Annotated in this window: 23 protein-coding genes and 1 tRNA gene; 14 read left to right on the top strand and 10 right to left on the bottom strand. The window is 73.1% G+C overall.

Annotation, left to right across the window (positions count from 1 at the left end; all coding sequences use genetic code 11):
* The first annotated feature begins 4 nt into the window (after positions 1–4).
* Positions 5–658, top strand: coding sequence for a phosphate signaling complex protein PhoU (gene phoU / locus NOCJ54_RS0105155; RefSeq protein ID WP_028654645.1), 654 nt, complete (start codon positions 5–7; stop codon positions 656–658).
* Between the two features lie 225 nt (positions 659–883).
* Here phoU and NOCJ54_RS0105150 read toward each other — a convergent pair whose 3' ends face one another.
* The 3 genes from NOCJ54_RS0105150 to NOCJ54_RS23920 all read right to left on the bottom strand — a co-directional run bounded on the left by NOCJ54_RS0105150 (position 884) and on the right by NOCJ54_RS23920 (position 3,559).
* Positions 884–1,630 carry a phosphoglyceromutase gene (locus tag NOCJ54_RS0105150; RefSeq protein ID WP_028654644.1) on the bottom strand — a complete coding sequence of 249 codons (747 nt, stop codon included), beginning with the start codon at positions 1,628–1,630 and terminating at the stop codon, positions 884–886.
* Entirely contained in the window at positions 1,630–2,268 is a 639-nt protein-coding gene (locus tag NOCJ54_RS0105145) for a hypothetical protein (protein ID WP_028654643.1), read from the bottom strand. Before NOCJ54_RS0105145 ends, NOCJ54_RS0105150 begins: the two co-directional genes overlap by 1 nt.
* Positions 2,269–2,422: 154 nt before the next feature.
* Positions 2,423–3,559, bottom strand: a complete 1,137-nt coding sequence (locus tag NOCJ54_RS23920; protein ID WP_232221680.1) for a UbiA family prenyltransferase — start codon at positions 3,557–3,559, stop codon at positions 2,423–2,425.
* A 286-nt stretch (positions 3,560–3,845) separates the two neighbouring features.
* Here NOCJ54_RS23920 and NOCJ54_RS0105135 point away from each other — a divergent pair, with 286 nt between their 5' ends.
* Both NOCJ54_RS0105135 and NOCJ54_RS0105130 read left to right on the top strand, forming a co-directional pair.
* Positions 3,846–4,331: a CarD family transcriptional regulator gene (locus NOCJ54_RS0105135; protein WP_028654642.1), complete on the top strand. Its 486-nt coding sequence runs from the start codon at positions 3,846–3,848 to the stop codon at positions 4,329–4,331.
* Positions 4,332–4,390: 59 nt separating this feature from the next.
* Entirely contained in the window at positions 4,391–4,999 is a 609-nt protein-coding gene (locus NOCJ54_RS0105130) for a 2-C-methyl-D-erythritol 4-phosphate cytidylyltransferase (protein WP_028654641.1), read from the top strand.
* A gap of 29 nt (positions 5,000–5,028) precedes the next feature.
* On the opposite strand, the gene NOCJ54_RS0105125 is transcribed toward NOCJ54_RS0105130, so the two are convergent.
* Positions 5,029–5,739, bottom strand: coding sequence for an IspD/TarI family cytidylyltransferase (locus NOCJ54_RS0105125; protein WP_051485488.1), 711 nt, complete (start codon positions 5,737–5,739; stop codon positions 5,029–5,031).
* 103 nt (positions 5,740–5,842) lie between these two features.
* Here NOCJ54_RS0105125 and nirD point away from each other — a divergent pair, with 103 nt between their 5' ends.
* Positions 5,843–6,208, top strand: coding sequence for a nitrite reductase small subunit NirD (gene nirD / locus NOCJ54_RS0105120; RefSeq protein WP_028654639.1), 366 nt, complete (start codon positions 5,843–5,845; stop codon positions 6,206–6,208).
* Positions 6,209–6,228: 20 nt separating this feature from the next.
* Here nirD and NOCJ54_RS23915 read toward each other — a convergent pair whose 3' ends face one another.
* Together NOCJ54_RS23915 and ispF are read right to left on the bottom strand one after the other, a co-directional pair.
* The gene (locus NOCJ54_RS23915) at positions 6,229–7,170 is read right to left on the bottom strand and encodes an alpha/beta fold hydrolase (protein ID WP_051485487.1); all 942 of its coding nucleotides are present in this window, start codon (positions 7,168–7,170) and stop codon (positions 6,229–6,231) included.
* 221 nt (positions 7,171–7,391) lie between these two features.
* The gene (gene ispF, locus NOCJ54_RS0105110; protein WP_232221679.1) at positions 7,392–7,883 is read right to left on the bottom strand and encodes a 2-C-methyl-D-erythritol 2,4-cyclodiphosphate synthase; all 492 of its coding nucleotides are present in this window, start codon (positions 7,881–7,883) and stop codon (positions 7,392–7,394) included.
* A gap of 32 nt (positions 7,884–7,915) precedes the next feature.
* Here ispF and NOCJ54_RS0105105 point away from each other — a divergent pair, with 32 nt between their 5' ends.
* Genes NOCJ54_RS0105105 through NOCJ54_RS0105085 form a run of 5 tightly spaced genes read left to right on the top strand, consistent with a single transcriptional unit; the run spans position 7,916 to position 14,215 of the window.
* Entirely contained in the window at positions 7,916–9,460 is a 1,545-nt protein-coding gene (locus tag NOCJ54_RS0105105) for a molybdopterin-dependent oxidoreductase (RefSeq protein WP_028654637.1), read from the top strand.
* 46 nt (positions 9,461–9,506) lie between these two features.
* Positions 9,507–10,241, top strand: a complete 735-nt coding sequence (locus NOCJ54_RS0105100; RefSeq protein ID WP_028654636.1) for an SDR family NAD(P)-dependent oxidoreductase — start codon at positions 9,507–9,509, stop codon at positions 10,239–10,241.
* Positions 10,242–10,301: 60 nt separating this feature from the next.
* Complete coding sequence (gene cysS / locus NOCJ54_RS0105095; protein WP_028654635.1) at positions 10,302–11,696, top strand: cysteine--tRNA ligase; 1,395 nt, start codon at positions 10,302–10,304, stop codon at positions 11,694–11,696.
* Between the two features lies 1 nt (position 11,697).
* Positions 11,698–12,669 carry a 23S rRNA (guanosine(2251)-2'-O)-methyltransferase RlmB gene (gene rlmB / locus NOCJ54_RS0105090; RefSeq protein WP_028654634.1) on the top strand — a complete coding sequence of 324 codons (972 nt, stop codon included), beginning with the start codon at positions 11,698–11,700 and terminating at the stop codon, positions 12,667–12,669.
* Between the two features lie 22 nt (positions 12,670–12,691).
* Positions 12,692–14,215, top strand: coding sequence for a metallophosphoesterase (locus NOCJ54_RS0105085; protein WP_084254924.1), 1,524 nt, complete (start codon positions 12,692–12,694; stop codon positions 14,213–14,215).
* Positions 14,216–14,230: 15 nt separating this feature from the next.
* Here the strand turns inward: NOCJ54_RS0105085 and NOCJ54_RS0105080 are convergent, their stop codons facing one another.
* Positions 14,231–15,139 carry an FkbM family methyltransferase gene (locus tag NOCJ54_RS0105080; protein ID WP_157514791.1) on the bottom strand — a complete coding sequence of 303 codons (909 nt, stop codon included), beginning with the start codon at positions 15,137–15,139 and terminating at the stop codon, positions 14,231–14,233.
* Positions 15,140–15,266: 127 nt separating this feature from the next.
* Between NOCJ54_RS0105080 and NOCJ54_RS0105075 the strand changes: the two genes are divergently transcribed.
* The 3 genes from NOCJ54_RS0105075 to NOCJ54_RS0105065 all read left to right on the top strand — a co-directional run bounded on the left by NOCJ54_RS0105075 (position 15,267) and on the right by NOCJ54_RS0105065 (position 17,135).
* Positions 15,267–16,415, top strand: coding sequence for an acyl-CoA dehydrogenase family protein (locus NOCJ54_RS0105075; RefSeq protein ID WP_028654631.1), 1,149 nt, complete (start codon positions 15,267–15,269; stop codon positions 16,413–16,415).
* 70 nt (positions 16,416–16,485) lie between these two features.
* On the top strand, positions 16,486–16,977 hold the full coding sequence (locus tag NOCJ54_RS0105070) for an LppU/SCO3897 family protein (protein ID WP_028654630.1): 492 nt from the start codon (positions 16,486–16,488) through the stop codon (positions 16,975–16,977).
* 79 nt (positions 16,978–17,056) lie between these two features.
* Positions 17,057–17,135, top strand: a tRNA-Gln gene (locus NOCJ54_RS0105065).
* Here NOCJ54_RS0105065 and NOCJ54_RS28870 read toward each other — a convergent pair.
* Positions 17,124–18,140 (bottom strand): hypothetical protein, encoded by a 1,017-nt coding sequence (locus NOCJ54_RS28870; protein ID WP_028654629.1) that lies wholly within the window; start codon positions 18,138–18,140, stop codon positions 17,124–17,126. The genes NOCJ54_RS0105065 and NOCJ54_RS28870 overlap by 12 nt on opposite strands.
* 36 nt (positions 18,141–18,176) lie before the next feature.
* Between NOCJ54_RS28870 and NOCJ54_RS0105055 the strand changes: the two genes are divergently transcribed.
* Positions 18,177–18,875, top strand: a complete 699-nt coding sequence (locus tag NOCJ54_RS0105055) for a type II CAAX endopeptidase family protein (RefSeq protein WP_036516921.1) — start codon at positions 18,177–18,179, stop codon at positions 18,873–18,875.
* A 10-nt stretch (positions 18,876–18,885) separates the two neighbouring features.
* On the opposite strand, the gene NOCJ54_RS0105050 is transcribed toward NOCJ54_RS0105055, so the two are convergent.
* Complete coding sequence (locus NOCJ54_RS0105050) at positions 18,886–19,797, bottom strand: NAD(P)H-binding protein (protein ID WP_028654627.1); 912 nt, start codon at positions 19,795–19,797, stop codon at positions 18,886–18,888.
* Between the two features lie 59 nt (positions 19,798–19,856).
* Complete coding sequence (locus tag NOCJ54_RS0105045) at positions 19,857–20,036, bottom strand: DUF5999 family protein (RefSeq protein WP_028654626.1); 180 nt, start codon at positions 20,034–20,036, stop codon at positions 19,857–19,859.
* A gap of 201 nt (positions 20,037–20,237) precedes the next feature.
* Here NOCJ54_RS0105045 and glmU point away from each other — a divergent pair, with 201 nt between their 5' ends.
* Positions 20,238–21,719 (top strand): bifunctional UDP-N-acetylglucosamine diphosphorylase/glucosamine-1-phosphate N-acetyltransferase GlmU, encoded by a 1,482-nt coding sequence (gene glmU, locus NOCJ54_RS23905; RefSeq protein WP_051485486.1) that lies wholly within the window; start codon positions 20,238–20,240, stop codon positions 21,717–21,719.
* Positions 21,720–21,723: the final 4 nt, after the last annotated feature.

Below are 21,723 nucleotides of genomic sequence, written 5' to 3'. Positions count from 1 at the left end.
CCGCATGCGTGATGCGTACACCGAGGAGCTCGAGTCCGTCTTCGCCGACCTGGCAGCCATCAGCCGCAGCGTGCGGACCGCCGTCCGCGACGCCAGCCGCGCCCTGCTCACCGGCGACGCGGCCGTCGCGGAGCGGGTCATCAGCGGCGACGCCGCCATCGACCGCGCCCGCGAGCAGGTCGAGGAGCGCGCGTTCAGCCTGCTGTCGCTGCAGCAGCCCGTCGCCGGCGACCTGCGCACCATCGTGGCCGCGCTGCGGATGGTCGCCGAGCTCGAGCGGATGGGCGACCTCTCGGTGCACGTCGCGAAGATCGCCCGCCTGCGCGTCCCCGAGGTCGCGGTGCCCGCCGAGGTCCGCCCGACGATGGAGCAGATGGCCGAGGTCGCCCAGGACATGGTTGCCCGGGTCAGCGACGTGATCACCACCCGCGACGTCGAGGCCGCGATCGCGCTCGGCCGCGACGACGAGGAGATGGACCAGCTGCGCCGCCGCAGCTTCACCGAGCTGCTCGGCGACGACTGGTCCCACGGCGTCGAGGCGGCGGTCGACCTCGCCCTGCTGGGGCGGTACTACGAGCGGATCGCCGACCACGCGGTGTCCGTCGCCAACCGGGTGGTGTTCGTGGTGACCGGGCAGCACCCGGCGCCGGCGGCGTAGGAATCCCCGCCTGAGCGGGGATTCCTGCGCTTGATGACGGTTGCAACGGCCGACAAGCGCGAGGAGACGTCAGCAAGTTCGGCTCGGGGTGGGCCGGTGAAGGGGATTCACCACCTAGGTGGTGAAACTCCGACTGGGCACACGAAATCAGGCCCACCGGGGCGGGGAATCACCACCTAGGTGGTGAAACTCGTGACTGGTGGGACGCGTGTGACGTCCCGCCGGTCACCGGCCCTGGTTGGCGACCGCGGCTGCGGCGGCCGCGGCGGCCTCCGGGTCGAGGTAGCGGCCACCGGGGACGGTGGGGGCCAGCGTGTCCTCGTCGAGCTCGTAGACCAGCGGCATCCCGGTGGGGATGTTCAGGCCGGCGATGTCGGTGTCGCTGATCTGGTCGAGGTGCTTGACGATCGCGCGCAGGCTGTTGCCGTGGGCGGCGACGAGGACGGTGTGGCCGGCGCGCAGGTCCGGCACGATGCCTGCGTCCCAGTAGGGGAGCAGTCGGGCGATGACGTCCTTCAGGCACTCGGTGCGCGGCATCTCCTCGCCGAGGTCGGCGTAGCGCGGGTCACCGGCCTGGGAGTACTCGCTGTCGTCGTCGAGCGGCGGCGGCGGGGTGTCGAACGACCGGCGCCAGAGCATGAACTGCTCCTCGCCGTACTGCTCGAGCGTCTGCTTCTTGTCCTTGCCCTGCAGGGCGCCGTAGTGGCGCTCGTTGAGGCGCCAGGACCGGCGCACCGGGATCCAGTGGCGGTCGGCGGTGTCGAGCGCGATCGCGGCGGTGTTGATCGCCCGGCGCTGCAGCGAGGTGTGCACGACGTCCGGGAGGAGGCCGGCCTCCTTGAGCAGCTCGCCGCCGCGCGCTGCCTCGGCGCGGCCCTTCTCGGTCAGCGCGACGTCGACCCAGCCGGTGAACAGGTTCTTCGCGTTCCACTCGCTCTCGCCGTGGCGGAGCAGGACGAGGGTGTACGTCATCAGTGGCCGCCCTCCGGCGAGGGGGCGTCCTCGGCGCAGTTGAAGGTGGCGTCCTCGCCGTCACCGTGGCCCTCGTCGTGGCCCTCCTCGTCGGCGGCGGCCTCGGCGGCCTCACCGGCGGGGGACTCGTCCGCGGCCGGCTCCTCCTCGGTGGTGGTGCTCGGGGTCGGGGTCGGGACCTGCGTGTACTGGTAGCAGGCCTTCACCACGGGGGCGTCGACGCTGGCGGTCTCGCCGGTGCTGAAGGTGAGCTCGAGCGGGAGGACGTCGCCGGCGGTGAAGTCACCGGTCAGCTCGATCGCGTCGATGTTCGCCAGGTTGACCGTGCCGCGGCCCGGCACCTCGACCTTCTCGAAGGACGCGGCCTGGGCCTGGCCCTCGGGGGAGGCGACGCTGTCGAGGGTCGCGGCGTCCTCGAGGTTGTTGGCCAGCGAGCCGATGAGGCGGCCCTCGCCCTTCGCGGTCGCGAGCACCCGGATGCCGAGCGCGTCGACGGACTGGTCGCGGTCGTTGTCGCCGGCGCCGATGGTGTTCACCCGGTCGGTGGGGTAGTCGAAGCCGCAGGACGTGAGCGTCGCGGCCGCGGGCACGAGGGCCAGCAGCAGTCCGGCGATCGCAGTCGGGCGCAGGTGGGGCATGTCGGCAGGCCTCCGCTGGTCTGTCGTGGTCGGCCGCCGGGCGGCCGGTGGAACCGGGTGGGCGCGCCCGCGGACGCACCGCGGGAGCGGCCACACTCTAGCGTTCCCGGGTGGCGGACCTCCGCCCAGCCTCCGGTTCTGGGCTGCGCCCGGGCTACTGGCTGAGCCCGACCTTGGCGCCCATCACCACGATCAGGATCACGACGACGACCGTGTAGACCGTCGAGAGCGCCAGCAGTCGCGTCGCGCCGAGCTTCAGCCCGAGCTTGAGCGGGAGGTAGGTCCAGCCGTCCTCGTGGTCGGCGACCAGGCCCCACACGGCCCGCATGAAGTGCACGCCGATGCCCAGCAGGGCGGCGAGCGCGACGATGACCGGCTCGGGCGGGCTGCCCTCGGCCTGGCCGCCCCAGCCGCCGTACGACAGGTAGGCGGGCAGCAGTGCGAAGGACACCGCCCACGACCACCACGAGAAGAAGCCGGTGCGCAGGATGACGTTGCCCAGCAGGCCGACGGCGACTGATGCGAGGTAGAGGCAGCCGGCCTTGATGCCGGTGGTGATCGCCAGCGGCACCAGCAGCAGCGCGGCGACGAACAGGCTGTACCAGAGGGTGTCGGTCGAGAGCCGGCCCATGGCGACCGGCTTGCCGGTCAGGCCGTGCGCCTGGTCGCGCTGCCGGTCGACGATGTCGTTGTGCCAGCCGAGGATCGTCTGGCCGACGAGCACGGTGAGCAGCACGACGGCGGTCTCGCGCGCCGGGCGGCCGGCGACGGCAGCGGCCAGGCCCATGACCAGTGCGGTCGTGATGGCCTGCTTGGCGTGGGCGGCCTGGAGGAGCTGGACGGCGAGCAGGTTGCCGAGGCCGCCCTCGCTGGCGCTCGGCAGCGGCGGCAGTGCGTCCGTCTCCCCGGTCCCGGCCTCCTCGTCCAGCACGTCGCCCTCGAGGCCCTGGAGGTCGGCGTCCTCGTCGGACAGCTCGGCGTCGACCTCGGCCGCGAGCTCGGGGTCGTCCTCGTCCGTGCCCGGGGAGAGGTCCTCGGCCGGCTCGACGGGCTCGGCCGCCTCGGCGAGGTCCTCGTCGGCAGCGTCCTCGGTCGGCGCCTCGACGAGGACGTCGGCACTCGCACCGGCCTCCCCGGCCTCGCCGGTCTGCGCGGTCTCCGCGAGGTCGCCGAGGTCGCCGAGGCCGCCGGGGTGGTCGAGCTGCTCGTCCGGGGTCTCCTCGACCTGCTCCTCCGAGCCGGTTCCCTCCCCGGCAGGGCGACTGCGCCGCCAGCGCTGCATCCGTGCCATGGCGGCCAGTATTGACCACGCGCCCTGTCCGACGGTGCGGGCCCGCCGATCGGGCGTGCCCGGCGCCCGGATCCCACACGGGTATGGCGGCCGGGGGAGCCGGGGGCAGGCTCCGCCCCCTCCGGGTGACGTGGCCCACAGGTCCGACCGCGCGCGGGAAACACACCTGACCCCTGTTGTCAAGCCACCGTCACCACCCCGATTGCCCCGCTGACCTGCGCAAACGCTTTCTGGTGAGCCGTCGGGACGTGGTAGGATAGGTGCCCTAGGAAGGGGTTTTGCTCATATGACTTTCACCGTCGGCGAAACGGTCGTCTACCCCAATCACGGGGCCGCGGTCATCGAGAACATCGAGATGCGGACGATCAAGGGCCAGGAACGGCAGTACCTCGTGCTTCGGATTGTCGCCCAGCAGGACCTCGTGGTCCGTGTGCCGGCCGACAACCTCGATCTCGTGGGTGTTCGGGATGTCGTGGACAAGGACGGGCTGGACAGGGTCTTCGGGGTGCTCCGTGCGGAGCACGTCGAGGAGCCGACCAACTGGTCGAGGCGCTACAAGGCGAACCTCGAGAAGCTCCACAGTGGCGACGTCATGAAGGTGGCCGAGGTCGTGCGCGACCTGTGGCGCCGCGAGCGCGACCGCGGGCTGTCGGCCGGCGAGAAGCGGATGCTCGCCAAGGCTCGCCAGATCCTGGTCTCCGAGCTCGCCCTGTGCGAGAACACCAACGAGGACAAGGCCGAGACCATCCTCGACGAGGTGCTGGCGAGCTGAGGCTCCGCTCCACCTCCTGACAGCGTCACAGCTGCGACGGCGTCATACGGTGGGTTCCGATGAACCCGCACCCGTATGACGCCGTCGACATTTCCGCCCCGGTCTCCGGGATCGTGGTCGAGGAGGGCCGTGGTGCCCTGCCCTTCCACCTGATCCACGGCGAGTCCCTCGTCGCGGCCGCCGCCTGGGCGGCCGGCGAGGCCGGGGTCGACCTGGTCGACCTCACCGTCGCGCTCTCCGTCGTGGCCGAGCGCGGCGAGGCGCTCGTGCTGCACGACCCGCTCTGCCCGGCCACTCCGCCGCCCTTCATCGCCTCCTGCGCCGACCGTGCTGCCGTCGACGACGTCGTGGTCGTCGGGGTCCGCCCGGTGACCGACACCGTCAAGGAGGTCACCGGTGCCGCCGGGGCCGCGACGGTCGGGGCCACCGTCGACCGGGACGGTCTGGTCGCGGTCTGCTCCCCGGTGGTCCTGCCGCCCTCGGTCGTGCGCGACCTCTTCGGCGACGGCGGCAGCCTGCCGTCCACGGACTTCGTCGAGCTCGTCGCCGCGCTGCGCGAGCGGTACGGCGACGACCGGGTCGCCCTCGTGGACGCGCCTGCCGAGGCGCGCCGGGTGGGGTCGCCCGACGACATCGCCGTGCTCGAGGCGCTGACCGACCCCCGCTGACCCCGGCGCCCGCAGGCGGGTGGTCGAGGCTAGCCGAGCAGCCGCTCGGCGACCCGCAGGTCCTCGGCCCAGGTGACCTTGAGGTTGCGCGCGCTCGACGGCACGGCGTGGATCGACAGGTCGCCACCCGCTGCGAACTCCGCGAACGCGGCCGCGGTGTCGGTGCCGTCGAAACCGGCCTCCGCGGCCGCGGCGTACGCGACCAGCAGCGGTGCCGCCCGGAACGCCTGCGGGGTCTGCACCCCGGCCAGCCGGGTGCCGGGACCACCCGGCGCGGGCACCTCGCTCGCGGAGCGGGGGAGCAGGCCGGGCAGGTCGAAGGCGGGCACCGCGCCGCCGTGCTCGCGGGCCGCGGCGATGGTCTCCTCAAAGAGATCGACGCCGGCCAGTGGGCGTGCACCGTCGTGGATCGCGACCACGTCGACGCTGCCGTCGGCGACGCGGGGCGCGAGCAGGTCGAGCGCCGCCTGCTCGGAGGCCTGCCGGGTCGCGCCGCCGTCGATCAGCAGCACCTCACGCTCGCCGACCAGCGGCTGCAGCGCGGCGCCGACCTGCCCGCGCTCGCCCGGGCGGCACACGACCACGACGGGGTCGACGCCGGGCACCTCGAGCGCGGTGCGCACCGACCACCCGAGCAGCGGCACCCCGTGCAGGGGGAGGAGGACCTTGTTGACCTGGGCGCCGACCCGGGTCCCGCTGCCTGCAGCGAGCACGACGACGGCGGCGGTGGGACTCGGCACGGGGCGAGCCTAGCGAGCGCCGGCGGCGGGGCGAGAGCAAGCGTTTTCATGCTCGTTACACGGCGAAACGCCGCTGAGAACGAACGGACCCTACGTTCGCTGCATGACGGGTCACCCAGCGGCGGAGGAGTGGCAGCCGGTGTGCCGCATGGCCGAGCTCGAGGTCGACCGGGGCGTGACAGCGCTCGTGCACGGCCAGGCGATCGCGATCTTCCGCACCGCCGACGACGCGGTCTACGCCCTGGGCAACCACGACCCCTTCGCCCGGCACTCCCACGGCGGTATCTCCCGCGGGATCGTCGGTCGGCGCGGCGACACCCCGTTCGTCGCCTCGGTCGCGCACCGGCACGCCTTCGACCTGCGCACCGGGCAGTGCCTCGACGACCACCACGTCGCCGTGCCGGCGTACGACGTCAAGGTGGTCGAGGGTGTCGTGCTGGTCGGCGGCCGGAAGGTCACCGCCGCCTGATCCCGTCCGGCGGCCGTCGGTCAGGCCTCGGCCCGGTGCCGGCCAGTCCGGGGATCCTGCTCGGTCCCGGCATCCGCCAGCGCCCGGTCGACGAGCGCAACGAGCTCGTCGGTGACCAGCTCGCGCCGCTCGAACGGCAGGTAGTGCCCGGCGTCGGGCGCGACCAGCAGGCGCGCCCCGCGGATGCCCTCGGCGATCTTCGCGGCGTGCTCCGGCGGGGTGAGCAGGTCGCGACTTCCGACGAGCACGGTGGTCGGCACGTCGTCGAACGCCGACAGGTTGCCCACGCGGTCGTGGGCCATCATGTCGCGGAAGAAGCCGGACATCGTCTCGGGCCAGGCGTGGATCAGCTGGTCCACCACCAGCCCGACGTCGCGCGGACGGGCCGGGCGACCGAAGAGGAAGCGCTTGGCGATCTGGCGCTCGATGACCGGGAACCGCTCGCGCCGGCTGCGGCTGAGTATCCGCGAGCGGTTGGCCAGCAGGAACGGCAGCCGGTCCCGCAGCACCGGGCCGGTCGCGGCCGGCAGGCCGAGGGTGACCTTGCTCAGGTCGCCGCAGCTGGTGCTGACGAACAGGGCGCCGGCGATGCGGGGCACCAGGTCCGGGCGTTCCTCGGGGATCGCGGTGAGCGTCATCCCGCCCACGGAGTGGCCGGCGAGCACCAGCGGCCCGTCCGTGGCCCAGGTGTCGACGACCAGGCCCAGGTCGCGAGCCAGGTGCGGGATCGTGCACGCCGGCTCGGGAGCCCGGTCGGAGCGCCCGTGGCCGCGGTGGTCCCACGTGATCAGCCGGATGTCGGGTCCGTAGCGGTCCAGCAGGTCGGTGACCTGGTAGTGCCAGTCGGACTCCTCCGCGGTCCAGCAGTGCGAGAGCAGCACGTTCACCGGCGCGTCGTCGCGGCCGCGCACGGTGACGTGGATGCGCAGCCTGTCCTCGGTGATCACCTCACGCTGGGGCACGAAGGGTCCTCCTCGGCGTCGTGGCCGACCCCTCGCCGGAGGGGCCGGGTCCGGTCCGCCGCCCACCCTGCCACGCCCGGAGCCGTCCGCGACAGCGTGTCGCACCTTGGGCGGGTCGCGGGGAGCGGGAGGGGATGAATTCGCCGGTCGACCGGCGAAACTGTCGCTGGACCGACGAAGTTTCGTCGGTCAGGAAACAGATTTGTCGGTCAGGTCCCGTCTCAGGACGACAGCAGCGCGGTGGCGATGGCAGCGACGCCCTCGCCGCGGCCGGTCAGGCCGAGCCCGTCGGTGGTGGTGGCCGACAGTGACACCGGGGCGCCGACGACGCCCGACAGCGCAGCCTCCGCCTCGGCCCGGCGCGGGCCCACCTTGGGCCGGTTGCCGATCACCTGCACGGCGACGTTGACGACCCGGAAGCCCGCGGCCTCGACCCGGCGCCGGGTCTCGCCCAGCAGTGCGGCCCCGCTGGCGCCGGCCCACTCCGGCTCCGCCGTACCGAAGTTGCTGCCGAGGTCGCCCAGCCCGGCTGCCGAGAGCAGGGCGTCACAGGCCGCGTGGGCGGCGACGTCGGCGTCGGAGTGGCCCTCCAGCACGACGTCCTCGTCGGGCCACTGCAGGCCGCCGAGGGCGAGGGGCGGGGCGTCCGCGGCGCGGGGGACGAGGCGGTGGACGTCGGAGCCGATGCCGACGCGCAACCCGGTGGTGTTCACGGCCCGATCATGCCTGAGGAACAATCGAGGTCGTGAGGACCTCCCGCGCCTGGTGGGCGCTGTCCGGCCTGGTGGCCGGCCTGCTGGGGCTGGCGACGAGCTACGCCGCCGCGGCACTGCTGCACGTGCGGGAGGCGCCGGTCGTCGCGGTCGCCGAGGGGATCACGGCGCTCACGCCGGGATCGGTCGTGAAGTGGGCGATCAACACCTTCGACCGCGACGACAAGAAGATCCTGGTCCTCGGCATCCTGTTCTTCCTCGCCGTCGCCTTCGCGCTCCTCGGCCGCCTCGCCCGGCGCCGCTGGTGGCTGGCGGTGACCGGGTACGTCGCCCTCGCGGTCGTGGCGGTGGTGGCGGTCGCGACCAAGCCGACCCCCTCCCCGATCGACTTCGTGCCGATCGTCGTCGGGCTGCTGGTGTGGGTGGTGACGCTCGCGGTGCTGGCGGAGTGGTTGCGCGGCTGGGAGGTCGTCGAGGACGAGGGCGACGAGGACCCGGGCACCGAGCCTGCGCACACCCGTCGCCACTTCTTCGTCGCGATCGGCGGTGCTGCGGCGCTCGCCGCTGCGGCGGGCCTCGTCGGCCGGATCGCCGGCAACGCCCGTCGCCGTGCCGAGGAGAGCCGGCGGCTGCTGCGCATCGAGGGCGTCACCGCGCCCGCCGTGCCGGCCGGTGTGGGAGTCGGCGTCGACGGCGTCGTGCCGTGGCAGACGCCGAACGAGGACTTCTACCTGATCGACACGGCCTTCATCAAGCCGACCATCGCGCCCGCCGACTGGCAGCTGCGCATCCACGGGATGGTCGAGCGCGAGATCACGCTGACCTACCGCGACCTGCTCGACCGCGAGCTCACCCAGGACTGGATCACCCTCAACTGCGTGTCGAACCCGGTCGGCGGCAACCTGGTCGGCAACGCGTGGTGGAGCGGCGTGCGCCTCGCCGCCCTGCTCGCCGAGGCCGGGCCGCAGAAGGGCGCCGACGCGGTGCTGCAGACCTCCGAGGACGGCTGGACCTGCGGCACCCCGCTGTCCGCGCTGATGGACGAGCGCAACGCGATGCTCGCGGTCGCGATGAACGGCGAGCCGCTGCCGATCGAGCACGGCTTCCCGGTGCGCACGATCGTCCCCGGCCTCTACGGCTACGTCTCCGCGACCAAGTGGGTCGTCGACCTCGAGGTCACGACGTTCGACGACATCACCGCCTACTGGACCGACAAGGGCTGGGCCGAGCAGGGGCCGGTCAAGATCGCCTCCCGCATCGACGTGCCGCGCAACAACGCCGAGGTCCCCGCCGGCGAGGTCGTCTGTGCCGGCAGCGCCTGGCTGCAGCACACCGGCATCTCCCGGGTCCAGGTCCAGGTCGACGGCGGCGGCTGGGAAGACGCCGAGCTGGCCAGCACCCCGAACGTCGACACCTGGGTGCAGTGGCGAGCGAGCGTGCGCCTCGAGGAGGGCGACCACCAGATCCGCGTCCGCGCCGTCGACAACGACGGCAGCACCCAGACCGGGGTCGTCGCCGACGTGCTGCCCGACGGCGCCACCGGCTGGCACACCGTCAGCGTCTCGGCGAAGGCCTGACCCGGACGTCCCGTACGACGCGTCGGGCAGACCCTAGGCTGCGCCCGTGCAGGACTTCGCTGGCCGCGACGGCGGCGCCCTGGTCGTGGGCGGTTCGGGCGGTCTCGGCCGTGCGATCGCCGAGCTGCTCGAGGAGCGCGGGGCCCGGGTCGCGGTGACGCACCGGTCCCGGCCGGTCGACGTCGGCGTGGCGTCGTACGGCCTCGACCTGGCGCAGCCCGAGGAGGTGCCGCGCGTGGTCGGGCACGCCGCCGCCGAGCTGGGCGGCCTCCACACCGTCGTGCACGCCGCCGGGCCGCACGTGCCGATGGTCCACCTCTCCCGCGTGCCGCCGGCCGACATGGCTGCCCAGCTGGCCGTCGACACCGCCGGCTTCTTCGCCGTCGCCCATGCAGCCCTGCCGTTCCTGCGCGAGTCCCGCGGCAGCCTCACGGCCGTGACGACCGCTGCCACCACCCGCTTCCCCGTCCGCGACGGTCTCTCGTCGGCGCCCAAGGCCGCGGTCGAGGCGATCGTGCGCGGCCTCGCCGCCGAGGAGGGGCGGTTCGGCGTGCGGGTCAACGCGGTCGGCCCGGGCATGCTGACCGACGGGATGGCCGAGCGGCTGATCAGCAGCGGCGAGCTGGACGAGCGGGCCCTCGAGGTCACCCGCGGCAACATCCCGCTGCGCACCTTCGGCACCGCCGCCGACATCGCCGAGGCGGTCTGCTTCCTCGCCTCCCCGCGTGCGGGCTTCATCACCGGCCAGAAGCTCGACGTCGACGGCGGCTACGGCTGCTGACAGCGCGCCCGCGCCGCGGGGATGAGTGGCCGGGCGTCCCGGATCCCTAGACTTGCCCGCGTGACCATCAGGCTCTACGACACCGCGACCCGCGAAGTCCGTGACTTCGTGCCCCTCCAGGAGGGCAAAGCGGGTCTCTACGTCTGTGGTCTGACGGTGCAGAGCGAGCCCCACGTCGGGCACGTGCGCTCGGCGGTGAACTTCGACGTGCTCCAGCGGTGGCTGCGCCACCGCGGCTACGAGGTCACCTTCATCCGCAACATCACCGACATCGACGACAAGATCCTCACCAAGTCGGCCGAGCAGGGCCGCCCCTGGTACAACCTCGCCTACGCGATGAAGATCGAGCTCGACAAGGCCTACGCCGCGCTCAACGTCGCCCCGCCGACGTACGAGCCGGCCGCCACCGGGCACATCCCCGAGATGATCGTGCTGATCGAGCGGCTCGTCGAGCGCGGCCACGCCTACCCGGCGGCCGACGGCTCCGGCGACGTCTACTTCGACGTCCGTTCCTGGCCGCAGTACGGCGAGCTGACCCACCAGGGTGTCGACGACATGGAGCCCGCCGCCGACGCCGACCCGCGCGGCAAGCGGGACCCGCGCGACTTCGCGCTCTGGAAGGGCCGCAAGGACTCCGAGCCGGAGACCGCGTCGTGGCCGAGCCCCTGGGGCCCGGGCCGCCCCGGCTGGCACATCGAGTGCTCCGCGATGGCGGGCAAGTACCTCGGCGAGGCCTTCGACATCCACGGCGGCGGCGTCGACCTGCGCTTCCCGCACCACGAGAACGAGCAGGCCCAGTCGCGTGCGGCCGGCGGCGCGTTCGCGTCGTACTGGATGCACAACGCGTGGATCACCACCGCCGGCGAGAAGATGAGCAAGTCGCTCGGCAACACCTTGAGCATCCCGTCGATCCTCGAGCGCTACCGCGGTGCTGAGCTGCGCTTCTACGTGGTCGCGGCGCACTACCGCTCGCACGTGGAGTTCTCCTTCGACGCCCTCGACGAGGCCGCCGCGGGCTACCGCCGGATCGAGGCCTTCCTCGAGCGCGCCGGCACCGCCGAGCCCGGTGACCTGCCCGAGGCCTTCGCCGCCGCGATGGACGACGACCTCGGTACGCCGGCGGCTGTCGCCGTCCTCTACGACACCGTGCGCGAGGGCAACCGCCAGCTCGCGGCGGGTGAGGACGCCTCGGTCGCGGCGGGCGCGGTGGCGGCGATGCTCGACGTGCTCGGCGTGCACCCGGCCGACCCCGCCTGGGCGGGCTCCGGCAGCTCGGACACCGAGGAGCGGCTGAGCCGCGCGGTCGACGCCCTCGTCGCCGGCCTGCTCGAGGAGCGCGCGCAGGCGCGCGCCGACAAGGACTGGGCCCGGGCGGACGCGATCCGCGACCGGATCAAGGCGGCCGGCATCGAGGTCACCGACACCCCCGACGGACCGACCTGGACGGTGAGCTGACATGGCAGGCAATTCCTCGCGCAGGGGCGCGGTGCGCAAGCAGAGCAAGAAGCCGACCGCCGGCTCCGGCGGCCGCGTGAAGCGTGGCCTCGAGGGCAAGGGCCCGACCCCCAAGGCGACCGAGCGCGAGTACCACAAGGCCCACAAGATCGCCCAGGCCAAGAAGGCTGCGGCAGCGAAGAAGGGCGGGCGTGGCGGCCCGCGCCGCAAGGGCAGCGACGCCGAGTGGATCGCCGGGCGCAACTCGGTCGTCGAGGCGCTGCGCGAGAAGGTGCCCGTCACCTCCGTCTACGTCGCCGAGGGCGCCGAGCGCGACAACCGGTTGCGGGAGGTTTTCCGCCTCGCCGCCGAGCAGGGCGTCGGCCTGCTCGAGGTCAGCCGCGGCGAGCTGGACCGGCTCACCGACGGTGCCGTGCACCAGGGTCTCGCCGCGCGCATCCCGGCCTACGAGTACGCGCACCCCGACGACCTGCTGGACCTCGCCGAGGAGGCCGGCCAGGCCCCGCTGGTCGTCATGCTCGACTCGATCACCGACCCGCGCAACCTGGGCGCGATCGTCCGCAGCGCCGCCGGCTTCGGCGCGCACGGCGTGGTCATCCCCGAGCGGCGCGCGGCCTCGATGACCGCAGCGGCGTGGAAGACCTCCGCCGGCGCCGCGGCGCGCTGCCCGGTCGCCCAGGCCACCAACCTCACCCGGCAGATCCAGGCCTACCAGGAGGCGGGCTGCTTCGTGGTCGGCCTCGCCGCCGACGGCGACCTGACCCTGCCGGAGCTGGCCGCCGACGACGACCTCGCCAAGGGGCCGCTCGTGATCGTGGTCGGCTCCGAGGGCGACGGCCTGTCCCGCCTGGTGTCGGAGAACTGCGACCGCCTGCTGTCGATCCCGATGGCCGGCGTGCTCGAGTCGCTCAACGCTGGTGTGGCCGCCTCGGTCGCGCTGTACGCCGTCGCCGAGGCCCGTGCCCGCAGGTAGCGACCGGCCCGGGGGCCGGGGGGTGTCGCTGACGCGCGCCGCGGTGCTGCACCGCGTCGGGCTGCTGCTCGGCGTGCTCGGCTGGGCCGCGCTCGCGGTGACCATCTCGGCGGTGATCTTCGTCGAGAGCGAGCGCACCGTCGACCTCGCCAGCCACGAGGCCGTGGTGAGCCCGGACTTCTCCGGCGACGTCGTGCTGCGCACCGGGCCGGTCCTGCCCGACCTCCGCCTGCCGACCGGGTCGCGGTTGGGCCTCGAGATCGAGCTCGGCAAGACCGACACCACCTCGGTGCCGGAGCTCACGGCCCGCTACGCCGCGATCGCCTCCCAGCCCGAGGGCCAGGTGGCCGTCGTCGAGCGGGCGGTGCGCACGATGGCGCTGGCTGCGCTCGTCCAGGGCGCTGCGTTGGCGACCGTGCCGTTCGTCCTGTGGTGGGTCGTGGGCCGCGAGCGGCGCCACGCGCTGCGGGCCCGGTTGCCCTCGCGCCGTGGCGTGGTCGCCGCCCTCGCCTGCCTGGTGCTGGTCGCCGCGATCGTCGCGCCGCTGGGGTGGGGGCGCCACGAGCCGGAGCCGGAGCGCTGGATGACGCTCGCGCAGTTCGTCGGCCCGGACGTGCCGCTCCCGGAGCAGGTGGAGGACGTCGAGGTCATGGGCGCCGTCACCGCCGCCGAGACCCAGCGGCTGATCGCCAGCGCGGTCAACAGCTACCGCCAGGGCGAGGCGTTCTACTCGAAGGCCACGAAGGACGCAGCCGAGCTGCCGCTGCGCGAGCCGCGGGAGGACGAGACCGTCGCCGTCCTGGTCTCCGACCGCCACCTCAACGTCGGCATGGACGCGGTCGCGCGTGCCATCGCCGACCGCGCCGGTGCCACCGCCGTCCTCGACGCCGGCGACGACACCTCGACGGGGGAGCGGTGGGAGGCCTTCTCGCTCGACTCCGTCTCGGCGGCGTTCTCCGGCTTCGACAGGTGGGCGGTGGCCGGCAACCACGACAACGGCGACTTCGTGCGCGCCCACATGAGCGACCACGGGTGGGAGTACTTCGACGGCGAGGTCGTCGACGGTCCCGGCGGCTCCCGGATCATGGGGGTCGACGACCCCCGCTCCAGCGGCCTGGGCAACTGGCGCGACGAGAAGGGCCTGTCGTCGGCCGAGGTCGCCGAGCGGCTCACCGAGGCCGTGTGCGAGGCCGACGAGGACGGCGACCGGGTCAACACCCTGCTGCTGCACGACGCCGACTTCGGCGACGGTGCCCTCGCCCGCGGCTGCGTCGACCTCGTCGTCGGTGGCCACGTGCACGTCGAGGACGGCCCGAACGCCGTCACCGCCGAGGACGGGCGGGTCGGCTACACCTACACCGTCGGCACGACCGGCGGCGCGGCGTACGCGATCGCCATCGGCACCAAGCTGCGCCGCGACGCCAACATCGCGCTGATCACCTACCGCGACGGCCGGCCGGTGGGCGTGCAGTCGGTGGTGCTCCGCACCAACGGCCGGTACGACGTCAACGACTGGGCCGCGCTGGAGTACACCCCCGCACCGTGAGGTCGGGGGAGCAGGTCAGTCGGCGACGATCTCCTCGAGGACCCGGCGCCCGACCGGGTCGTCCACGTGGGCGACCGCGACGTCCCAGAAGCCGTAGCCGCGCTCCTGGATGGTCAGGTCGAGGACCGCGCTGCGCTCGGCCAGCTCCTCGGTCGCCGCGCTGAAGAGCAGGTTGCCGAGGTTGTCCCACACGACGGCCGAGGTGTAGCCGGCGTCGACCAGCTGGGCCCAGAGCTTCTGCGGCTCGTACTCCGGCGTGACCATCCGGGTCGGGCGCGGGTCGAACTCGAAGAAGATGACCGGTCGCGAGCCCACGAACGTCTCGAGGTAGGCGTTGACGAGCATGACGTCGTAGCCGTCGGTGTCGGACTTGATGAGTCGCACGTCGCGCAGCTGCGGGTGCTGCTCGAGCAGCACGGTCGTGGTCAGCGCGGGGAAGGACTCGGCCTCGGCGGTGCCGGCCGTCTCGTCCTCGTCGCGGACCACGATGCTGCTGCCGACGTCGGCCGAGCGCACGCCGAGCGGCACCGAGGTGTCGGTGCCGGGCGCCACGAGCACGGCCGGCACGATCTCCACGCCGGGGCGCTGGGCGAGGTTGGCCTCCAGGTAGGGCAGCCAGCGCGGGTTGGCCTCCAGGCAGACCGCGCAGCCGTCCACCTTGGCGAGCACGAGCATCGTCGAGTCGCCCACGTTGGCGCCGACGTCGAGGAGGTTCACCGACCCCTCGTGCGCGCCGAGCAGCTCGGCGAGGCGCACCAGGTTGTCGGCGTACTTCGTGCCCTTGCGGGCGAAGTAGGGCAGCCCGTGGCGACGCGGCAGCGTCATCCGGACGCCGCGGATGCGGCGCTCGACGGGCGTGTCCGGCAGCCGCGAGGCAGCCATCAGGCGCAGGCGGCCGAGCACGTGGCGGGGGTATGAGAGCACGACGGAACTCCTCGTCCAGTCCCCCCTGACGCCCCCCAGCGACAGCCGGAGCCTAGTGGCAGCGGCTCGTGGTTGGTGAGCCTTTCCCGGATTTTCCGGAAGCGGCGCCGACGCTTAGGTTCGGGTCATGGCCACGACTGTCGACCGCCTGCTGCCCACCGAGGAGGCCGAGGAGCTGCTCGCCCTCGCCCGCGAGATTGCGACGAAGGAGCTCGCGCCGCAGGTGGCGGAGGCCGAGGAGGCGGCGGTCTTCCCGGAAGCGGCCTACCGCCTGCTGGGCCGGTCGGGCCTGCTGAGCCTGCCCTTCGACGAGGAGCACGGCGGCGGCGGACAGCCCTACGAGGTGTACCTCCAGGTCGTCGAGGAGATCGCCACCGCGTGGCCCAGCGTCGGCGTCGGCACGAGCGTGCACGCCCTCACGGCGACCGTCGTCGCCGCGAACGCCTCCGCGGAGGTCCGCGACGCGTGGCTGCCGCGGATGCTGTCCGGTGACTGGCTCGGCGCCTACTGCCTCTCCGAGCCGCAGGCCGGCTCCGACGTGAGCGGCATCCGGACCGCCGCGGTGCGCGACGGCGACGACTACGTCGTCAAGGGCACCAAGCAGTGGATCTCCAACGGCTCCTGCGCGGACTACTACATCCTCTTCGCCCGCACGGGCGAGGACCGGACGCGCGGCCTGTCCGCCTTCGTCGTCCCCGACGGCACCGAGGGCATGAGCTTCGGCGCTCCCGAGAAGAAGATGGGCCTGCACTGCGACGTCACCACGCAGGTGCTCTTCGACGGCGCCCGGATCCCGGCCGCCCAGCTGATCGGCGAGGAGGGTGCCGGCATGCGGGTCGCCCTGTCGGCGCTCGACGCCGGCCGGCTCGGCATCGCCGCCGTGGCGACGGGCATTGCGCAGGGTGCGCTGGCCTACGCGGTCGAGTACGCCAAGGAGCGCGAGCAGTTCGGCAAGAAGATCGGCGAGTTCCAGGGCCTGCAGTTCCTGCTCGCCGACATGGCCGCCGAGGTCGAGCGGGCCCGGGCGTCGTACCTCCACGCCGCACGGCTCAAGGACGCCGGCCGCCCGTTCTCCCGGCAGGCCTCGATCGCCAAGCTCACCGCCACCGACGCGGCGATGCGGGTCACCACCGACGCGGTGCAGGTGCTCGGCGGCAACGGCTACACCCGCGAGTACCCCGTCGAGCGGATGATGCGCGACGCCAAGGTCACCCAGATCTTCGAGGGCACCAACCAGATCCAGCGGATGGTCATCGGCCGCGACCTGCTGCGCTGACCTGCTGGGCTGACCGGCTGGGCTGACCGGCCGCTGGTTGCGCCGGGCGCGAGCGTGCAAGGCTGCGCGCATGGGAAAGAGCCTCGTCGCCCGCCTCGTCGGCATCGGTGTCGCGATCGCCGTCGCGCTCGGCGTCTACTACTTCTCCTCCAGGGGCGAGGAGAAGGCCGAGCAGGCCAAGGCGCCCGACGTCGGTGAGTGCGTCTACTTCGAGAAGGACGGCACCAACGACGAGGCCGTCGAGGTCGGCTGCGGCGACGCGAAGGCGAGCCACAAGGTCGTCGGCGACGCCGGCAGCTGCGGGGCGAACGAGACCGGCTACCAGGTCTCCCGCGCCGGCTCCGACGCCTTCGTCGACCTGTGCCTGGTGATCAACGCCGCCAAGGGCGACTGCTTCGACCTCGCCACCGAGGGCAAGGTCGACTGCGCCGCCACGAAGGGCCAGCCGCAGGTCCAGAAGGTCGCCTCCGTCGGCAAGGCCGGCGGCGCCTGCGCGACCCCGGGCCAGCCCTTCGAGTACGCCGAGCAGGACACCCTGATCTGCTTCGTGCCGAACGGCTGAGCCCCGCGGCGCGAGCCCGACTGCACCGCCGACCACTTCGCCCGGCCCGAGCGCCGGCACCCTAGGCTGGGCCCTGCAATCCCCGGTTGGTCTGTCGGCAGGGCCCGCCTGACTTTGAATCAGGACAAGCGACGTAGGTTCGACTCCTACCCGGGGAGCTCGTCGAGGATCACCGCGACCTCGGGGGAGGCGTAGAACGGCGCGAGCCGCTCGCGCAGCAGCCGCTCCAGGTCGCCGGCCTCGCGTGCCGTGGTGACCACGGCCGAGGCCAGCTCGGTGACGTGGGCGACCAGCGTGTCCTGGTCGAGGCCGAGGTCGGCCGCCAGCGCGGTGGCGGGGTGGTCGCCGTAGATCCCGTAGAAGGCGTCGACGAGCGCGTCGGCCAGCGCGAGAGCGGGGTCGCTGGTGGCCGCCGCGATCGCCACGTCCTGCAGCAGGTCCGCAGCGCGGTGGACGTCCTCGCGCGAGGCGACCTCGCTCACGTGCGGCACCGGCTTGTCGGCGTACAGGTCGTAGAGCTCGACGACGGCCGCACGGGCTGCCGGGTCCTTGAGGGTCTCGACCAGCACCTTGTTGAGCCGCTTGGTCGCGAACGCGGTGCCGGCGCCCAGCACGCCCTCCAGCTGCTTGTCGGCCGCGCCGGCGACGACCCCCGCCGCACCCACGCCGAGCGCGAACAGGGCGCCCACGCCGGGGATCTTCTCCGCGACGGCGCGGTTGGACTGGAGCACCTCGCCGACCAGCCGGCCGACGAAGCGCGAGGCCAGGGTCGAGGCGAGCGGGCTGGCCGTGGCGTCGTCGAGCAGCCGGGCGACCAGGTCGGTGCGCGACAGCGCCGCCGCCGCGATGCGCTCGACGTCCTCGCGGGACACCAGCTCGCCCAGCGTGTACGACGCCTCCGGGCCCTCGTGCAGCACGTCGGCCACCATCGCGACCAGCGTGCTCGCGCCGGTGCTCGCCGGGACCGTGGCCAGCGCCTCGTGCACCAGCTCCTTCGCCCGGTCGGCGTCGACGAGCTCGGCGAGCGTGGTGCGCGACTCGACGTCGAGCAGCGCCCGCACGTCCCGCTCGACGGTCGCGGCCAGCTCGGCACCGGTGAGCCGGGTGACCAGCCACGCGACGTGGGCGTCGAGGAGGCGCTCGGAGCGGGGAGCCGTCGTCATGGGGCGAGGGTAGTGGCGACCCCGTAGGTTCGGTGCATGGTGCAGCGCTGGGTCCGCAGGTCGTTGTGGGACGTCGTCCCCCGCGACCACCGCGACTCGCCCGAGGCGCTGCGGCAGCGGCAGGTCGTCACGGTCGGCGTCGTGCTCGTCGGCGCCGCCATGCTCGGACTCTCGCTGCGCATCGAGCCGGGAAACCCGTGGTTCTACCCGGCCACCTTCGCGATGGCGGTCATCTGGACGGCGGGCGCCTTCCTCTCCGGGCCGCTCCACCTGGGCCGGATCGCATCGCCTCGCGACGGCGACACCCTGGTGCGCCCGGTCCTCTCGCCGATCGTCCTCGGGCTCGCCCTCGCCGCGGTGTTCGTCGTCGGCGGGCTCGTGGTGCGGGAGGTCCCGTGGCTCCACGACCAGGTCCGGTCGGTGACCGACTTCGCCGACCAGGGCGCGCTGCCGCTGCTCGTGCTGGTCACGGTCGTCAACGGGGTCGCCGAGGAGCTGTTCTTCCGCGGCGCGGCCTACGCCGCCGTACCTCGCCACCCGGTGGCGTGGACGTCGGTGGCCTACGTGCTGGCCACCCTCGCGACGGGCAACGTGATGCTCGCCTTCGCGGCCACCGTGCTCGGCGTCGTGGTCGGGCTGGAGCGTCGTGCCTCCGGCGGCATCCTCGCGCCGATCCTGACCCACTGCACCTGGTCGTTCGCGATGCTCGTGGTGCTGCCGTTGCTCTTCGGCTGACGGCTCGCCCTCAGACCTCCAGGCCCTCCTGCAGCCGCTCGGCCAGCGCCCGCTGCACCGCCTCGCGGTAGCTCAGCGGCTCACCCGGCACCAGCTCGCGGATCCGGCCGTCGGTGACCACCACCTCGGTGCTCATCGAGTCGATCAGGTTGCGCCCGGTCGTCACGTCGACGTCGGTGACCAGGGCGAGCCAGAACGACGACAGCCTCGGGGTCAGCACCGGTGCGCGCACCAGCGGCACCGGCTTGCCGCCCTGCACCTCGGCGGCGATCTCGAGCATGTCGACGTAGGTCATCGCCTCGGGTCCGCCGATCTCGAAGACCTCGCCGAACGCCCGTTCGTCGCCGATGACGCCGACGAGGTAGCGGATCACGTCGTCGACAGCGATGGGCTGCGTGCGGGTGCTCGTCCACCTCGGCACCACCATCGCCGGCAGGTTCTTCACCAGCTGGCGGGTGAGCTCCCACGAGATGCCGCCGTGGCCCACGACGATCGCGGCGCGCAGCACCGTGACCGGCACGCCGGCCTCGCCGAGCAGCGACTCCACCTCGCGCCGCGAGCGCAGGTGCGCCGACAGCTCGTCGCCGTCGTCGCCCAGGCCGCCGAGGTAGACGATCTGGCGCACCCCGGCCTCGGCCGCGGCCGCCCCGAAGGCGCGTGCCGCGGCGGCGTCGCGCTCCTCGAAGTCCTCGCGGTCGAGGGAGTGCACGAGGTAGACCGCCACGTCGACGCCGGCGAGCGGCTCGGCCAGGGAGGCGGGGTCGGAGACGTCGCCGCCGTACGGCGTGCCGGCGCCGTTGTACCTCTCGGGTCGCCGGGTGAGGGCGCGCACGTCGGCGCCCTGGTCAACGAGGGCGTCCACGAGCCGGCGACCGATGAATCCGGTCGCGCCGGTCACGAGGACGGTGGAGCCTTCCGCCATTCCCCGAGCCTACGGGGCGGTCGCGAGGGGTCAGCCGGTCGGCGGACGACGAGCCGGCGTCAGGCCGTGCGGCGCAGCTCCATCGGCTGGCCCTCGGGCGTGAGGTACGCGCCGTCGTCGAAGAGGATGACGCCGTTGCAGAGCCGGCACCAGCCCTGCTCGCTGTGGTCGGCGGTCACGTGGGCGCTGCAGCAGTCGGTGGCCGCGGCGTCCGGGCACTGCGGGGAGTGGTCGCACATCGTCGTGCTCCCTTCATCGGTCGGTGTCGTTGTCCCTGTGTGTCGTAGGTCTCCTGTGATACGCCTCATCGGCGCCGGATGCACGGGCTTTCGTCGAACTGTGGAAAAGGATGCGATCGGATCCGGTCGCGGGCGGTCCGCTCGGGTGGGCCGCTCGGGTGGGCGCGCGGGGCCTCCGTCCCGCGGGATTACTGTGTCCGCGTGAGTGAGCAGCTGACCGTCATCGTCCTCGCCGCCGGCGGGGGCACCCGGATGAAGTCCAAGACCCCGAAGGTGCTCCACCGCATCGGCGGGCGCAGCATGATCGGCCACGTGCTCGCCGCGGTCGGCTCGCTCGAGCCGACCCGCGTGGTGACCGTCGTGGGCCACCAGCGCGAGCTGGTCGCCCCGCACGTCGGCGAGCTGCGCCCCGACGCCGTGCTCGCCGTCCAGGAGGAGCAGCTCGGCACCGGGCACGCCGTCCGGGTGGCGCTGGAGGCGCTCGACGCCCCGCCGAGCGAGGGCACCGTCCTCATCGCGTACGGCGACACGCCGCTCCTCGCCGGGGACACGCTGCGCGCCTTCGCGGAGTCCCACCGCAGCGCGGGCGCCGCGGTCAGCATCCTGTCCGGCATCGTCGCCGACCCGCACGGCTACGGCCGGATCGTGCGCGACGACGCGGGCGCCGTGCAGGCCATCGTCGAGGAGAAGGACGCCACCGACGAGCAGCGGGCGATCACCGAGATCAACTCCGGCATCCTCGCCTTCGAGGCCGCCTTCCTCGCCGACGCCATCGGCCGGATCGGCAACGACAACGCCAAGGGCGAGTACTACCTGACCGACGCGATCGCGCTCGCCCGTCGAGACGACCTGCTCGTCGCCGCCCACGCCGTCGAGGACGCGCTGCAGACCGAGGGGGCCAACGACCGCGCCCAGCTGGCCGAGCTCGGCCGCGAGCTCAACCGCCGCATCGTCACCCGCTGGATGCGCGAGGGCGTCACGGTCATGGACCCCGCGACCACCTGGATCGACGCCGACGTCGTGCTCGCCCAGGACGTCACGATCCTGCCCGGCACCCAGCTGCTCGGCGCGACCGTCGTCGGCGAGGACTCGGTGATCGGGCCGGACACCACCCTCGAGGACTGCGAGGTCGGTGCGGGCGCCCGCGTCGTGCGCGCCCACGCCCAGCTGGCCGTCGTCGGCGACGGTGCGACCGTCGGCCCGTTCGCCTACCTGCGCCCCGGCACCGCCCTCGGCGCGAAGGGCAAGATCGGCACCTTCGTCGAGACGAAGAACGCCGCCATCGGCGAGGGCGCGAAGGTCCCACACCTGTCGTACGTCGGCGACGCCGAGATCGGCGAGGGCTCCAACATCGGCGCGGGCACGATCTTCGCCAACTACGACGGCGTCGACAAGCACCGCACGAAGGTCGGCCGGCACGCCAAGACCGGCTCCAACAACACCTTCGTCGCACCCATCGAGATCGGCGACGGTGCCTCCACCGGCGGCGGCACGGTGGTCCGCCGCGACGTCCCTCCGGGCGCCCTCGCGGTGAGCACCTCGCCGCAGCGCAACATCGAGCGCTGGGTGCTGCTGCGTCGTACCGGCACGGCCCAGGCGGACGCCGCCGCGGCGGCGCTGGGTGAACCGTCCGAAAACGGCCGTGGAGTTGGGGACGACCCCGCGGAGAAGGCAGAATCCTGAGTAT

The organism is Nocardioides sp. J54 (genome assembly GCF_000519005.1).
Taxonomy (GTDB): Bacteria; Actinomycetota; Actinomycetes; order Propionibacteriales; family Nocardioidaceae; genus Nocardioides.
Note: the sequence above shows the minus strand (reverse complement) of the source record. Positions and strands in the feature narration are given on the sequence as shown.

Coding starts and splice junctions, on each gene's coding strand:
- phoU (WP_028654645.1), top strand. CDS start 5: ATGCGTGATGCGTACACCGAGGAGCTCGAGTCCGTCTTCGCCGACCTG.
- nirD (WP_028654639.1), top strand. CDS start 5,843: ATGACGGGTCACCCAGCGGCGGAGGAGTGGCAGCCGGTGTGCCGCATG.
- NOCJ54_RS0105070 (WP_028654630.1), top strand. CDS start 16,486: ATGGGAAAGAGCCTCGTCGCCCGCCTCGTCGGCATCGGTGTCGCGATC.
- NOCJ54_RS0105135 (WP_028654642.1), top strand. CDS start 3,846: ATGACTTTCACCGTCGGCGAAACGGTCGTCTACCCCAATCACGGGGCC.
- NOCJ54_RS0105145 (WP_028654643.1), bottom strand. CDS start 2,268: ATGCCCCACCTGCGCCCGACTGCGATCGCCGGACTGCTGCTGGCCCTC.
- NOCJ54_RS28870 (WP_028654629.1), bottom strand. CDS start 18,140: ATGACGACGGCTCCCCGCTCCGAGCGCCTCCTCGACGCCCACGTCGCG.
- NOCJ54_RS23920 (WP_232221680.1), bottom strand. CDS start 3,559: ATGGCACGGATGCAGCGCTGGCGGCGCAGTCGCCCTGCCGGGGAGGGA.
- NOCJ54_RS0105055 (WP_036516921.1), top strand. CDS start 18,177: ATGGTGCAGCGCTGGGTCCGCAGGTCGTTGTGGGACGTCGTCCCCCGC.
- NOCJ54_RS0105130 (WP_028654641.1), top strand. CDS start 4,391: ATGAACCCGCACCCGTATGACGCCGTCGACATTTCCGCCCCGGTCTCC.
- NOCJ54_RS0105150 (WP_028654644.1), bottom strand. CDS start 1,630: ATGACGTACACCCTCGTCCTGCTCCGCCACGGCGAGAGCGAGTGGAAC.
- rlmB (WP_028654634.1), top strand. CDS start 11,698: ATGGCAGGCAATTCCTCGCGCAGGGGCGCGGTGCGCAAGCAGAGCAAG.
- NOCJ54_RS0105050 (WP_028654627.1), bottom strand. CDS start 19,797: ATGGCGGAAGGCTCCACCGTCCTCGTGACCGGCGCGACCGGATTCATC.
- NOCJ54_RS0105075 (WP_028654631.1), top strand. CDS start 15,267: ATGGCCACGACTGTCGACCGCCTGCTGCCCACCGAGGAGGCCGAGGAG.
- NOCJ54_RS0105045 (WP_028654626.1), bottom strand. CDS start 20,036: ATGTGCGACCACTCCCCGCAGTGCCCGGACGCCGCGGCCACCGACTGC.